The 13,580-nt window shown below is 65.1% G+C and carries 12 protein-coding genes; 6 read left to right on the plus strand and 6 right to left on the minus strand.

Going from position 1 to position 13,580, the window contains the following annotated elements; translation table 11 throughout:
• Positions 1-12: 12 nt before the first annotated feature.
• Both choW and choV read left to right on the plus strand, forming a co-directional pair.
• Positions 13-867 (plus strand): choline ABC transporter permease subunit, encoded by an 855-nt coding sequence (gene choW, locus NKI16_RS20245; protein ID WP_023679504.1) that lies wholly within the window; start codon positions 13-15, stop codon positions 865-867.
• Positions 864-2,045 carry a choline ABC transporter ATP-binding protein gene (gene choV, locus NKI16_RS20250; RefSeq protein WP_023679503.1) on the plus strand — a complete coding sequence of 394 codons (1,182 nt, stop codon included), beginning with the start codon at positions 864-866 and terminating at the stop codon, positions 2,043-2,045. Before choW ends, choV begins: the two co-directional genes overlap by 4 nt.
• A 237-nt stretch (positions 2,046-2,282) precedes the next feature.
• On the opposite strand, the gene NKI16_RS20255 is transcribed toward choV, so the two are convergent.
• Both NKI16_RS20255 and NKI16_RS20260 read right to left on the minus strand, forming a co-directional pair.
• Complete coding sequence (locus NKI16_RS20255) at positions 2,283-3,692, minus strand: ATP-binding protein (RefSeq protein ID WP_023679502.1); 1,410 nt, start codon at positions 3,690-3,692, stop codon at positions 2,283-2,285.
• Positions 3,689-4,405 (minus strand): response regulator, encoded by a 717-nt coding sequence (locus NKI16_RS20260; protein WP_023679501.1) that lies wholly within the window; start codon positions 4,403-4,405, stop codon positions 3,689-3,691. The genes NKI16_RS20255 and NKI16_RS20260 overlap by 4 nt, the downstream gene beginning before the upstream one ends.
• A 237-nt stretch (positions 4,406-4,642) precedes the next feature.
• Here NKI16_RS20260 and NKI16_RS20265 point away from each other — a divergent pair, with 237 nt between their 5' ends.
• The 3 genes from NKI16_RS20265 (at position 4,643) to clpS (ending at position 5,801) form a co-directional block, all read left to right on the plus strand.
• Positions 4,643-4,987, plus strand: coding sequence for a hypothetical protein (locus NKI16_RS20265; protein ID WP_023679500.1), 345 nt, complete (start codon positions 4,643-4,645; stop codon positions 4,985-4,987).
• A 34-nt stretch (positions 4,988-5,021) separates the two neighbouring features.
• Positions 5,022-5,237 (plus strand): hypothetical protein, encoded by a 216-nt coding sequence (locus NKI16_RS20270; RefSeq protein WP_023679499.1) that lies wholly within the window; start codon positions 5,022-5,024, stop codon positions 5,235-5,237.
• 258 nt (positions 5,238-5,495) lie between these two features.
• A complete protein-coding gene (gene clpS / locus NKI16_RS20275) occupies positions 5,496-5,801 on the plus strand; it encodes an ATP-dependent Clp protease adapter ClpS (RefSeq protein ID WP_023679498.1) in 306 nt (101 codons plus the stop codon).
• 172 nt (positions 5,802-5,973) lie between these two features.
• Here clpS and NKI16_RS20280 read toward each other — a convergent pair whose 3' ends face one another.
• From NKI16_RS20280 to NKI16_RS20295, 4 genes are read right to left on the minus strand one after another with little or no spacing between them, the layout of a single operon-like run.
• On the minus strand, positions 5,974-8,061 hold the full coding sequence (locus NKI16_RS20280) for a membrane protein (RefSeq protein WP_023679497.1): 2,088 nt from the start codon (positions 8,059-8,061) through the stop codon (positions 5,974-5,976).
• Positions 8,062-8,064: 3 nt separating this feature from the next.
• Entirely contained in the window at positions 8,065-10,887 is a 2,823-nt protein-coding gene (locus NKI16_RS20285) for a DUF4159 domain-containing protein (RefSeq protein WP_023679496.1), read from the minus strand.
• Positions 10,884-11,798 carry a DUF58 domain-containing protein gene (locus NKI16_RS20290; RefSeq protein ID WP_023679495.1) on the minus strand — a complete coding sequence of 305 codons (915 nt, stop codon included), beginning with the start codon at positions 11,796-11,798 and terminating at the stop codon, positions 10,884-10,886. Before NKI16_RS20290 ends, NKI16_RS20285 begins: the two co-directional genes overlap by 4 nt.
• Positions 11,798-12,802, minus strand: coding sequence for an AAA family ATPase (locus NKI16_RS20295; protein WP_023679494.1), 1,005 nt, complete (start codon positions 12,800-12,802; stop codon positions 11,798-11,800). The genes NKI16_RS20290 and NKI16_RS20295 overlap by 1 nt, the downstream gene beginning before the upstream one ends.
• Before the next feature lie 146 nt (positions 12,803-12,948).
• On the opposite strand from NKI16_RS20295, the gene NKI16_RS20300 reads away from it, so the two are divergent.
• Complete coding sequence (locus NKI16_RS20300; protein ID WP_023679493.1) at positions 12,949-13,578, plus strand: DUF1285 domain-containing protein; 630 nt, start codon at positions 12,949-12,951, stop codon at positions 13,576-13,578.
• Positions 13,579-13,580 lie beyond the last annotated feature (2 nt).

A 13,580-nucleotide genomic window follows, 5' to 3' on the forward strand; every position in this document is an offset into this window, starting at 1 on the left:
AAGAGGGGCTAGATGGATCCGATCTCCAAATTCCTGGTCAGTTACAAGATTCCCATCGGGGCATGGGGGAAGGCGTTTTTCACCTTCCTCACCGACAATTTCAACACCGTCTTGAGGGCCTTTTCCAATGGTCTAAATTTCCTGCTCGACGGGATGGTCGACGGACTTCTTCTGTTGCCGCCCGTCCTGCTCATCGCGCTGATCGCATTGCTCGCCTATGCCCTGCAGCGTTCGAAGGGGCTGGCATTGGCCGTCTTCCTCGGACTGCTGTTCATCCTCAACCAGAACCTGTGGAAGCAGACGGTGGAGACGCTGGTGCTGGTGGTTGCCGCCGCCGCCACCTCGATGGCCATCGGCGTGCCGCTCGGCATCTGGGCCGCGCACAAGCCGAAGGTCTACCGCATCATGCTGCCGGTGCTCGACCTGATGCAGACGCTACCGACCTTCGTCTACCTGATCCCGGTGCTGACATTGTTCGGGCTCGGCAACGCGCCCGGCCTGATCGTCACCATCATCTTCGTCATCCCGACCTCGGTCCGTCTCACCCATCTCGGCGTCACCTCGGTGCCGAAATCGATCATCGAGGCCGGCGAGGCCTTCGGTGCCACCAGGCGCCAGCTGCTGTGGAAGGTCGAATTGCCTTCGGCGCTGCCCACCATCATGGCCGGCTTGACCCAGTCGATCATGCTGTCGCTGTCGATGGTGGTGTTCGCCGCTCTCATCGGCGCCGGCGGCCTCGGCACCGAGATCAACCGCGCGTTGGGTTCCAGGAAAATCGACCTCGGGCTTGAGGCAGGGCTGGCGATCGTCGTGCTCGCCATCGTGCTCGACCGGATGACGCGCATCGGCGTGGGAGGCAAGAAATGACCGTCGCCGTCGATTTCAGGAATGTCGACATCGTCTTCGGCGCCGACCAGGCCGGCTCGCTGGCGCTGATCGACAGCGGCGCCACCCGCGCCGAGATCCTCGAACAGACCGGCAACGTGCTGGGCTGCGCCGGCGCCAGCCTCACCGTGAACGAGGGCGAGATCTCGGTGCTGATGGGGCTTTCCGGCTCCGGCAAATCGACGCTGCTCAGAGCCGTCAACCGGCTGAACGTCGTCTCGCGCGGCCAGGTGCTGGTCAAGGACGGCGACGGTACGGTCGACGTCGTCACCTGCGACGAGGCGACGCTTCGGCGGCTGCGGCAGAAGCAGGTGGCGATGGTGTTCCAGCAGTTCGGCCTGCTGCCGTGGCGCACGGTGGAGGAGAATGTCGGCCTTGGCCTCGAGCTCGCCGGCGTACCCGAAGCCGAGCGCAAGGAGCGGGTGAACAGGCAACTGAAGCTGGTTCATCTCGACCAGTGGTCGAAGAAATACGCGCATGAGCTTTCCGGCGGCATGCAGCAGCGCGTCGGCCTGGCGCGCGCCTTTGCCACCGAGGCGCCGATCCTGCTCATGGACGAGCCGTTCTCGGCGCTCGATCCGCTGATCCGGACCAAGCTGCAGGACGAGTTGCTGCAGCTCCAGGCCGAGCTGAAGAAGACCATCATTTTCGTCAGCCACGACCTCGAGGAGGCGCTGAAGATCGGCACCCATATCACCATCATGGAAGGCGGGCGCATCGTGCAAACCGGCGCGCCGGAAGACATCGTGCTGCGGCCCGCCAACGACTATGTCCGCGACTTCATCGCCAATGTGAACCCGCTCTCGGTGCTGACCGCGTGGAACGTCATGCGCGACCGCCGCGACCTCGAACACGGCGAGAACGGCTGGGTGTGGCTCGACCGGCGCAGGACGACGCGTTTCAAGATCGACGAGCATGGGCTGGTGGCGGCGGCCGAGCGCGACGGCAAGCCGGCGGTCTGGGTGTCCTGCGCCGATGTCGAAGCCCAGCCGGAGGAGACGGCTCAGGTATTCTGGGCCAATCCCGGCACCTCGCTGAAGACCGTGATGCTGGCTATGCATCGCTCGCAGACCGCACCGGTGGCGCTGTTCGACGACCAGTCGCGCTTCGTCGGCGCCATCGGCGTCAGGGATGTGCTGAGCGCGGTACTGCGAAGATAGTTTTTCTCCTTGGGGAGAGAACCAAGACCAAACGCCGAGTTCTGTCGCGCGCCCCTCTGTCCTGTCGGACATCTCTCCCACTTGGGGGGAGATCGGCGGTTTCGAGGACGGCTCTCACATTCCAACGTTTGTAATTGGCCAAATCGGCGACGACGGCCAATCTCCCCACCTGTGGAGGAGGTGTCCAGCAGAACAGAGGGGGCGCGAAGGAACGCCGGCTTAGCCCGATACCGCAAGCTAAACCGCCAGCGGCAGGCGCAGCTCCGTCATCAGGCCGCCATCGGGATGGTTGGACAGGCTGACTTCGCCGCCGGCGCTACGGGCGATGTTGCGGGCGATGGTCAAGCCGAGGCCGAGGCCGCCGGTCTGACGGTTGCGCGACTGTTCCAGGCGCACGAACGAGCCGAACACGGCGTCGAGCTCGGCTTGCGGTATGCCCGGACCCTCGTCATGGATCGCCAGCGTGATTGTCTTGCCTGATTGACGCAGGCTGAGATGCGCCCTCTTGCCATAGGTCACCGCGTTCTGGACGAGGTTGGTGACACAGCGCCGTAGCGCGACCGGCCGCGCGACGCAGATCAGGCCGCGCGAGCGCGCGTCCTCATTGTCGAAGGAGACCTCGTCGAAGCCGTCGGCGATCGATTCTACCAGCGACCAGAAATCGATCCTCTCGCTCTTCTCCTCGGTCACCTCGAAAGTGGCGAAGTCGATGACCGAGCTGGCAATGCCTTCGATGTCGGCGAGGTCGTGCGCCAGTGCGGCGCGCACGGACGAATTCCTCAGCAGTTCGAGGCGCAGCCGCATCCTGGTCAGCGGCGTGCGCAGGTCGTGCGCCAGTGCGGCCGCAAGATGCTCGCGGTCCTCGACGTAGGCGCGCAGCCTCGCCTGCATGGCATTGACCGCCTTTGCCGCGGTACGCACCTCGCGGCTGCCGCTCTCGGCGATCGGCGGGCTTTTCAGGTCCTCGCCGATCCGCTTCACCGCGGTCTCCATCATCCGGTAGGGCGCCGTCAGCCGGCGCAGCGACCAGATCGAGGAAGCCACCACCAGCCCGGCGATCAAGGCATAGAGCGGCAGGCTATCGAAGCTCAGTATCGGTCCGGCCGGTGTGTTCGGCTCGGTGAAGTTCAGCCATTGGCCGTCGGCAAAGCGAAGCGAAGCGGTCAGCTTGTCGCTCTGGGCGAAATCGGCCGCCAGCACCAGCAGGTCGCGCTCGACCTGGCCGATATCGGGACCGGCGACCGTCCCACCGGGAGCGTCGGCTTCGTGCGTTGCCGGGTCGCGGCGGACCCGCGCGTCGGTGATGCCGAACTTCGATAGCCGACCGACCAATATGTCTTCCAATTCGGCCAGTTCGTCGTCGCCGGCTATCGACGAAGTAACGGCGGGCGTGTCGGAGACGGTGAGCGCATAAGTGGCGTTGAACAGGCCGGAGGCCGTCGCCTTGCGCTGTTCCGGCGTAGCATCATGCATCAGCTGCACCAGCGAGAAGGCGCGGTCGTTCAGCCGGTAGAGATCGACGACGTCATTGGCGGCGGCACGGTCGCGCGAAACGATGTAAAGGGTCGCGATCTGGCTGATCAGCAGGCCGGCGATGACGATGAGCAGCACCCAGACCGGCAGCGTTTGCGGCAGGATGCGTCTCATTCGGAGGTCGTCTCAGGCAGGAACTGGTAGCCGCCGCTGCGCACGGTCAGGATCAGCTTCGGCGTTTTCGGGTCGTCCTCCATCTTGCGCCGCAGCCGGCTGACCAGAATGTCGACGCTGCGGTCGAAGCTGTAGCCGCTGTCGCCGCCGGACAGCTCGATCAGCTGCTCGCGGCTCAGTACGCGCTGCGCGCTCTTGACGAAGGTCTGCAGGAGATTGAATTCGGCCATCGTCAGCTCGATCCTGACGTCGCCGGGCGCCATCAGCCCGCGGCGCGAACAGTCCATCGTCCAGCCGGCGAAATGGTAGATCTGCCGCGAGGCGGCGCGTCGCGGTTCGGCGGCGCCATTGCGTCTCAAGACGGCACGAATGCGTGCGAGCAGCTCGCGCGGATCGAAGGGTTTCGGCACGTAGTCGTCGGCGCCCATCTCCAGCCCAACCACCCGGTCGGTAGTTTCGGTAACCGCGGTCAGCATGATGATCGGCGTCGAATAATTGGCGCGCAACTCGCGGCAGAGCTCCAGCCCGCTCTTGCCGGGCAGCATGACGTCCAGGACGATCAGGTCGACCTGGGCGCGGCGCAGGATGGTCTCCATCTCGGTGCCGTCGGCGGCGACTGATGTATGCAGCCCTCGCTTCTGGAAAAATTCCTGAAGGAGGTCGCGAATGCCCTTGTCGTCGTCGACGATCAGTATGTGGGGGTCGGATTTCACAGGGAACCTGTCATTTGTGGATCGCCCAAGCGCTGCTTCGGCCGTCAGCCAGACGATAGAATTCAGGCCATAAGTTGGCCAGTGGAGATCGGCGGCCCGATCTGGGCTGCCCAGAAACAATCCAGAAACAAAATTCTACAATCCGGAAAAACTGCCGAAAAAAATCAAAGGCATAAGTGGTGCCGTGGCGGTCAGGTCATCGGCTGCGACACGCGTTACGGGATTACGGACAGACCAATGCAAAGGTTCTCGATCAGTCTGATGGGTGCGTTGCTTTCCATTTCGCTCGTCACGGCCGCGGTCGAACATGCCGATGCAAAACTGGCCGATGCGAAGGTGGCCAATGCAAAGGCGGCCGATGCAAAGGTGGCGACCACCCGCAGCGAGCGTTGCATCGATCTGAACCGCCAGTTTGACGAAGCCCTCGAAACCCATGCCGCGGCAACGCAGGTCACCGCTGCGAAAGCACTTCAAAGAAAGGGAAACCGGTTCTGCGCCAACAAGAAACAGGCACAGGGAATCCGGATGCTCGCGAATGCTTTGAAGCTGCTTGGAGTGACACCGATCGATCCCGTTCAGTGACACAATCCGATCTGCACAAAAAGGAAGTGAAGCCATGAAAAAGTCCCTCCTCTCCGCCCTCGGTCTCGCCATCGCGCTGGCCGTCTCGATGCCGGTTCTCGGCGCCAGCAGCGCCAATGCCGCGACCACCACCGCGGCTGCGACGACAACGACGACCGCTGCGCCGGCCAAGGCCGTGAAGAAGGTCGCTGCCAAGAAGACCGTCAAGAAGCACAAGAAGCACGCGGTCAAGGCAACTCCGAAGGCCTGATCAAGCGACATCTTTCTACCCTATGAGAAGACCGCTCCAGTTGCGATTTGCCTGGAGCGGTCGTCTTTTTTGTTGCGTGCAGACAGTAGGGCCAGTCCCGGCCCACACCCCCCGTTGAACGCCAGACGGCAGTTCCCACATAGGCACGGACTTTTGAACTGCGCCTGCCGGGAAAGCCGATCGCGCGCGGTTGAATGGACGACCGCTTTTGCCCATGTCAAAATGACCGCAAAGCTGTCGTACGCAATTGCCGGTCCAATGCCTGAAATCACGACAAAACCCCGTACCAGCACGAAGCCGAAGGTCGAACGGCCGAAGCTCTACAAGGTCATCCTGGTCAATGACGATTTCACTCCGCGCGAGTTTGTCGTGACGGTGCTGAAGGCCGAGTTCAAGCTCAGCGAAGACCAGGCGCATAGGATAATGATCACCGCGCACCGGCGCGGCGTCTGCGTTGTCGCCGTCTTCACCAGGGATGTCGCCGAGACCAAGGCGGCGCGGGCAACCGATGCCGGCAAGGCCAAGGGCTACCCGCTGATGTTCACGACGGAGCCGGAGGAGTAGGGCGGCTCGCTTTCTTCCTTCTCCCCTTGTGGGGGAAGGTGGCCGAGCGAAGCTCGGTCGGATGAGGGGTGTTCCAGCTTGGCATCACCTGCACTCCGTCCAGCACCCCTCAACCGTCTTGGCGCTGCGCGCCAATCCACCTTCTCCCACAAGGGGAGAAAGATAAACCGCGTTACCGCCCTTCGCGGTACCACATCGAGCCCATCGCCAGAAGCAGCAGGCCGAGCCCCAAGAAGCCGCCGAACAGCGGCACGCGCGAGACGGCCTTGAGTACGCTGTCGTCGGTGGTGCGCAGGCCGATCCAGTCATCGCCGGAGGCAGCGCCCGAGGAACGGACCGGAACGATCGAGGGCAGCGTGACCGTGCTGGTGAGAGTGCCAAGTGCCGAGGCCGGCGCCAGCCGGCGAACGCTGCCGCCGGTTGCCTCAGCCGGTGGTTTGAGCCGGTTCTCGGTGGAGACGACGTCGGTGAATTCCGGCGCGTTGACCGGCCCGACATGGGCCAATGCCGTCAGGTCGCCATTGCCGACCTGATAGAGACCGATTTCGCTGGTCTCGACGCTGCCGAGGAAGACGCCTGGTTCGGATTTCTCGAGCCTGACGATCAGTGCCTTGCCGGACGGCGTGATGACTTGCGCCGGGCCGGGGTCGTCGCTCATCGTCTGGCGGCGGATTTCCAGCACCATGCCGCGGCCGTCGGCGGTCAGCCGCTCTTCCTCGAGTTCGGGCTCCTTCATCAGCCAGTGGGCGATGCGCCGGTAGAGTTGGACGTGGGGGCCACCGCCCTCGAAGCCGCGCGCCCACAGCCAGCCCTGGTCGGACAGAAGCATGCCGACGCGGCCTTCGCCCTTGCGATCGAGCAGCAGCAGCGGCCGGTTGTCGGCGCCCTTCATCACCACCTCGCCCTCGGGGTTCTCAACGCCGATGGTGCGGAACCAGCGGCTCCAGTGCGGCGGCTCGGTCGCGGAGCCATCGAGCCCGCGCGTTACCGGATGACGCTGGCCGGTATCGGTGAGGCGCGGATAGAAGGCCTTGTCGATGACCTCGCCGGTCGGCATTGCCGGCAGCGCCGACATCAGCGGCGTGCGGGCGATCGAGCTTTCGCCGGCATATTCGGGGCCTGCCGCGATCAGTAGCGCGCCGCCCTTTTCGACATACTCGGAGATGTAGTCGTAATAGAGGATTGGCAGCACGTCGCGGTGCTGATAGCGGTCGAAGATGATCAGGTCGAAATCCTTGATCTTCTCGACGAACAGCTCGCGCGTCGGGAAGGCGATCAGCGACAATTCGTTGATCGGCGTGCCGTCCTGCTTTTCCGGCGGGCGCAGGATGGTGAAGTGCACGAGGTCGACCGAAGCGTCGGATTTCAGCAAATTGCGCCAGGTGCGCTCGCCGGCATGCGGTTCGCCGGAAACAAGCAGCACGCGCAGATTTTCGCGGATGCCGTCGATCAGCGCGATGGCGCGGTTGTTGGTGTCGGTGAGTTCGCCCGGCTCGTGGTTGATGGCGAGTTCGACGATGTTGCGCCCGGCGCTGGGAATGGTCACCTGCAGCGGCATCGCCTGGCCGATGTTGGCGTGCTCGACCGATACCTGCTCGCCGTTGACCGATACGCGGACATCGACCGGGCCGGTTTCGTTGTTGGTGGCGATGACGCGATAGGTCATGTCGAGCGGCTTGCCAACGAGGCCGAAGCGCGGCGCATTCTCGAAGCGGATGCGGCGATCCTTCTCATGCTCGTTGCCGGTAATCAGCGCATGCAGCGGGGCATTGAAGTCAGGTGCGCCAAGCGGCGCGTCATGCACCTCGCCATCGGTGATCATGACGGCGCCGCCGATGCGCGATGGCGGCACGTCGCGGAAAGCATTTTCGAGCGAGGAAAACAACCGCGTCTCGGTGCGCTCGTCGGCGGCTTCGGACTTGCCGGCCTCGACGACACGGACGTCGAACTGCTTGAAGCGGCCGAGACGCTGCTGAAGCCCGGCCAATGCCGCATCTGTCTGCTTGGTGCGGTCGCCTATATCCTGGCTCTGGCTGCGATCGACGACGACGGCGACGATGCTTTTCAGCGGCTCGCGCTCTTCGTCGAGGAACACCGGATTGAGCAGCGCCGCAGCCAGCGCAATCAGGGCTGCCAGGCGGAAGACCGCGCCGCGCTGGCGAAACCAAAGGCCGGCGAGGGACAGCAGCAGCAGCGGCACCGGAACCACGGCGAGCAGCGGCCAGGTGATGAGCGGTTCGAAGGCGAGCGACCAGTTCATGGTCTATTGCCCCAACCGTTCGAGCAGCACCGGGACGTGCACCTGGTCGGATTTGTAGTTGCCGGTCAGCATATACATCATGATGTTGACGCCGGCGCGCAGCGCATAGATGCGCTGCATCGGATCCGAAGGCACCGTCGGCAATAGCGGGTCGCCATTCTCGTCGACGGCCCAAGCGCCGGCGAAATCATTGGCGGTGATCATGATCGGCGAAACGCCGTCGCCGGTGCGCACCGGGCGGTTCTCGGTGTTGCTGGCTTCGAGCGATGCCTCGACCCAAAGCGGGCTGCCGGCAAAACGGCCAGGAAACTCCGGAAGGATGTAGAAGGATTTGGTCAGCACGTGGTCCGACGGCACCGGCTCCAGCGGTGGCACGTTGAGGTTGCCGAGGATGTCGCGCAGCCGCTCCGTCGCCGGGCTGGTCGAATCCGCACCAATACCATTGGCGAACTGGTCGCGGGTGTCGAACAAGACCGTTCCGCCCTGCTGCATGTAGGCGTCGATGCGGGCGATGGCGGCCTCGCTGGGCAGCGGGGCCGAGGGATCGATCGGCCAGTAGATCAGCGGATAGAAGGAAAGTTCGTCCTTCGAGATGTCGACGCCGGCCGGTGCTCCGGGTTCGAGCGCGGTTTTTTCGATAAGAAAGCGGGTCAGGCCTTCGAGCCCGGCGCGGCTGATCGAATCGACACCCGGCTCGCCGGTCAGCACGTAGGCGATCCGGGTCTTTGAAATGTCCCCGATCGCCTCCGTATCTCCCGGTTTGGCGTCGTCGGCACGCGCGACGTCCGCGTGGCCAATCAAGGCGCCGAGCGCAATCAGCAGGACGGCTGCCGTCGCCGCAGCGCCGGCACGGCGCGGCCGGCGCGACAACAGGCCGCCCATCCAGAATACGGCAAGCGTGTCGAGCACCATCAGCACCAGGGCGGCCGTGACAAGCGGACCTTTGAGGTTGTGCTGCTCGTCGAAGGCATACTGGATGGTGGTGACCGGCACCGTGATTTCAGGCCGGGCCAGCGGCCTGAATGCGCTGTCGCCGCCGAGCAGATTGTGAGCGAACACTCCTGTCTCGGAGCCGTAGAGGCCGGGCGGGTTTTCCAGCGTCACCGGCAGCGGGCCGGCGCCGGGCACCAGCGGCCTGGCATCCGGCGTCGGCGGCACCAGCGTGCCGTCGGCGGCGATCATACGATAGGGTGCCAGCGACGTGGCGGCGGCCTCGGCATTGGCGACAGCCGCGCCCTGGTTGCGCGACAATTGCACGATGCGCCGCAGCATCTCGACGAAGCTGCCGGAGATCGGCAGGTTGGACCACGTCGCCTCGGGGGTGACGTGGAACAGTACGAGGGTGCCCTTGTCCTTCTTCATCCCGGTCACCAGCGGCGTACCGTCGGCAAGCGTGGCCCAGGTGCGCTCGACGATGTCGGGCGTCGGTTCGGCCAGCACCTGCCTGGTGACGGTGACCTCGGTGGGCGGCGCGAGGTCGGCGAAGGGACCGGTTTTCGGGAATTCGGTGACCGGCTGCGGCGCCGTCCATGACAGCGCGCCGCCAAGCGATCGTTCGCCCGTGCGCAGCCGAACTGGCAGCAGGTCGTCGTCATTGCCGGCAGCGGCCAGCCGCGAACCGGCAAAACGCACCAGCGTGCCGCCCTTGTCGACCCAGTCAACCAGCCTTTGCCGCGCTTGTTCCGGAATGGTGCCGACATCGGCCATGAGGATCATCGCCGGCTTCTGGTCGAGCAGTTGCGGGATGGCGTCGGCGAGATCGACGCTCGACGGCTCGACCAGATCGGCGAACGGCTGCAGGGCGCGGCGGATGTAGTAGAGCGGCGACAGCAGCGGTTGCGCCTGGTCGGCCTCGGCCTGCGACAACAGCCCGACGCGGCGGCGTTTTGAGCTCTCATCGAGCACGCGGACGGCACCGGCCTGGCGCTCGCCATCGAGCGCGATGTAGGCGAAGTCGTTACGCAGTTCGAACGGCACCGCCACCGTGCCGGTGGCGGTGGTTCCGCCCGGGGCAAAGGTCAGCGTCGCGTCGGCAATGCGGCGCCCCTTGTCGTCGAAGGCGCCGGCCGTCACCTGTGCAGGTGCCGGATCGCCCGGTGCGCGGATGGCGGTCAGGGCGAAGCCGTCGACCTGGTTGTCGGCGCCGGTCAGGCCGGTCAGCGACAGCCGGTCGGAGACGGCCCAGACAACACGTGCCGCGTTCTTCGACAACAACGTGTTGAAGGCGGCTTCGTCGCCTTGCGCCGCCAAGCCATCGGCGAGCACCGCGACGCTGGCGCCAGGCAGCGACTCCAAGGCTGAAGCGACGCGGGCATAGACGGCGGGGCGGTCGGTCGGGATCGGCCGCGGCTTTGCCGCGCGCAGCCGGTCGAGCGCGGCAGCGGCATCGAAGGGACCGATCTCGGCATTCGGCTTCTCGGCGGTGAAAGCGATGAGCACCGGCACGCCGTTCGAATTGGCATCGGCGATCAGCCGCTCGGCGGTGGCGACCCGCTTGCCCCAGTCGGCGGCACTTGCCCAGTCATTGTCGATCACCAGCGCCAGGGCAGCGCCCTCGGCCGGCAGCTTTTCGCGCGGATTGAAGACCGGTTCGGCAAGTGCTGCCACGACAAGCGCGGCCATCAGCAGCCTGAGCAGCGTCAGCCACCAAGGGCTCTGCTGCGGCGTTTCTTCGCGCCTCAGCACGCGGGCGAGAATCCTGAGCGGCGGAAACACCTCGGTTTGCGGCCTGGGCGGGGTCAGCCGCAGAAGCCACCAGATCACCGGCAGCGCCAGCAGGCCCCACAGCACCATCGGCGCCCCGAAGGAGAGCGGCAGCCAACTCATGCGCGGGCCCTCCCGGCAAAGGCGCCTTCGCCGGTCATCGCCATGTGGATGCGCACCAGCGCCTCGGAGGCAAGGCGATCGGTATGATTGACGGTAAAGCTCCAGCCAAGCCGTTTGCACCAGGCGGCCAGTTCCTGGCGGCGGGCGGCATAAAGCAGGCGATATTCCTCGCCCAGCATTTCGGCGCGGCCGGCGGTCAGCTTGTCGCCGGTCTCAGGATCGGTGAATTCGGTGCGCCCGGCATAGGGGAAGCTTTCCTCGGCCGGATCGGCGACCTCGACCAGATGGGCGCGCACGCCGTGGCGGGCGAGCACGTCCAGCCACGCCATGGTGTCCTCGACCGGGTCGAGGAAATCGCTGACGAGGACGATGTCGCAGAACCGGCGAATGCCGGATAGGTCGGGCTTTGCCGGCAGGTCGGCGGCGTGCATCAGTTGCGCCGCGATGCGCTCGGCGCCATTGCGGGCGGTGAACGGGTCGGTCAGGCCCGGCCAGGCAATGCGCTCGCCGCTGCGCGACAAAAGCTCGGCCATGGCCAGCGCCAGCACCAGGGCGCGCGATTCCTTGGAAACGCTGGCTCCGGTCGATTTGTAGAGCATGGAAGGCGAGGGATCGGCCCAAAGCCACACCGTGTGGGCGGCCTCCCATTCACGGTCGCGGACATAGGTGTGATCGTCGCGGGCGGAACGGCGCCAGTCAATGCGCGAGGAATCGCCTTCGACATAGGGCCGGAACTGCCAGAAATTCTCGCCGATACCGCGCTTGCGGCGGCCATGCCAGCCGGCAATTACCGTGTTGACGATGCGGCGCGCCTCGACCAGCAGGTCCGGCACCAACGAAGCCCGCAACCGGCCTCTGGCGAGCGCATCGCGCGTCGCTGCCGGTGCCTGCGCTTCACCGATGCGCGCCATCAAATCCCTTTCGCGAGCTTCGCCACAACATCGCGAACCGTGGTGCCCTCGGCGCGGGCGGCGAAGGTCAGCGCCATGCGGTGCTGCAGCACCGGCTCGGCGAGCGCGCGGACGTCGTCGACCGACGGCGCCAGCCGGCCGTCATAGAGGGCGCGGGCGCGGGTGCACAGCGTCAGCGCCTGGCTGGCGCGCGGGCCTGGGCCCCAGGCGACGTACTTGTCGGTATCGGCGTTGCCCTGGCCGGGGCGCGCTGAGCGCACCAGCTTGAGGATCGCCTCGACGACGCTTTCCGGCACCGGCATACGGCGGATGAGCGTCTGGATGTCCTTCAGCCGCGCCGGCTGCAGCACGTTTTCAGCCTTGGCATCCTCGATACCGGTGGTTTCCAGCAGGATGCGGCGCTCCGCCTCGATCTCGGGGTAGAGGATATCGACCTGTATCAGGAAGCGGTCGAGCTGCGCTTCCGGCAGCGGATAGGTGCCTTCCTGCTCCAGCGGGTTCTGCGTCGCCAGGACGTGGAACGGTGACGGCAGATCATGGCGCACGCCGGCAATGGTGACGTGGTATTCCTGCATCGACTGCAGCAGCGCCGACTGGGTGCGTGGCGAGGCGCGGTTGATCTCGTCGGCCATCAGCAGTTGCGCAAAGATCGGCCCGGAAATGAAGCGGAAGGAGCGCTTGCCGAATTCATCCTGCTCCATCACCTCGGAGCCGAGAATGTCCGATGGCATCAGGTCGGGCGTGAACTGGATGCGGCGCGAATCGAGGCCGAGCACGATGCCCAGCGTTTCGACCAGCTTGGTCTTGGCGAGGCCGGGCACGCCGACCAGCAGTGCATGGCCGCCGGCCAGCAATGCGACGAGCGTGCGCTCGACGACGCTTTCCTGGCCGAAAATGACCCGGCCGACGCCGTCACGGACCCTCGAAATGTCGGCCAGCGCTTTCTCGGCCTGCGCCACCATGTCCTTTTCGCTGATCGGGCTTTCCTTGATCATAACGCTCATGCAGCATCGATCCTTCTGGTTGGAAATTCCGCTTGGCACCTTGGTGCCGCAGAGAATGCCGCGATTCGGCCTCGCATGGCGCCTGCAATGAACTTAAATCACAGACTTAGGCTGACAAGCGGAACAACAGTGACTATTTCGTGACCATGACGGAAGCCGCCGACCATCGTGAAGAGAGGCTGACGGCCGCGACCGAGGCGCGCGGGCTGGAGGCGCTGGTCTCGCGCGCGACGCGCGCTGGCAAGGGGCCGGCGCCGGTGGAACGCTGGAATCCGGCATTTTGCGGCGATCTCGACATGGAAATCAAGCAGGACGGCACCTGGTTCTATCTGGGAACGCCGATCGGCCGGATGCCGCTGGTGCAGCTTTTTTCCTCAGTGCTGCGCAAGGACGCGGACGGTAGAACCTACCTGGTGACGCCGGTGGAAAAGGTCGGCATCCGCGTCGCCGACGCGCCCTTCATTGCCGTCGAGATGGACGTGTCGGGCGCCGGCGACGGACAAATCGTCACCTTTCGCACCAATGTCGGCGACGTGGTAGAGGCTGGGGCGGGACACCCGCTGCGCTTCGTCGATGAGGACGAGACAGGTGGCCTGAAGCCTTATGTGCTGGTGCGCGGGCGGCTGGAGGCGCTGGTGGCACGGCCGGTGATGTACGAATTGGTCGAGCACGGCGAAGAGATCGACATCGGTGGCAAGACGATGTTTGCCGTCCGTTCCAAAGGCGAGGTCTATCCAATCATGCCGGCTGAGAAACTGAAACGGCTGAGCGCATGATG

This window comes from Mesorhizobium sp. M0698 (assembly GCF_040320455.1).
Taxonomy (GTDB): domain Bacteria; phylum Pseudomonadota; class Alphaproteobacteria; order Rhizobiales; family Rhizobiaceae; genus Mesorhizobium.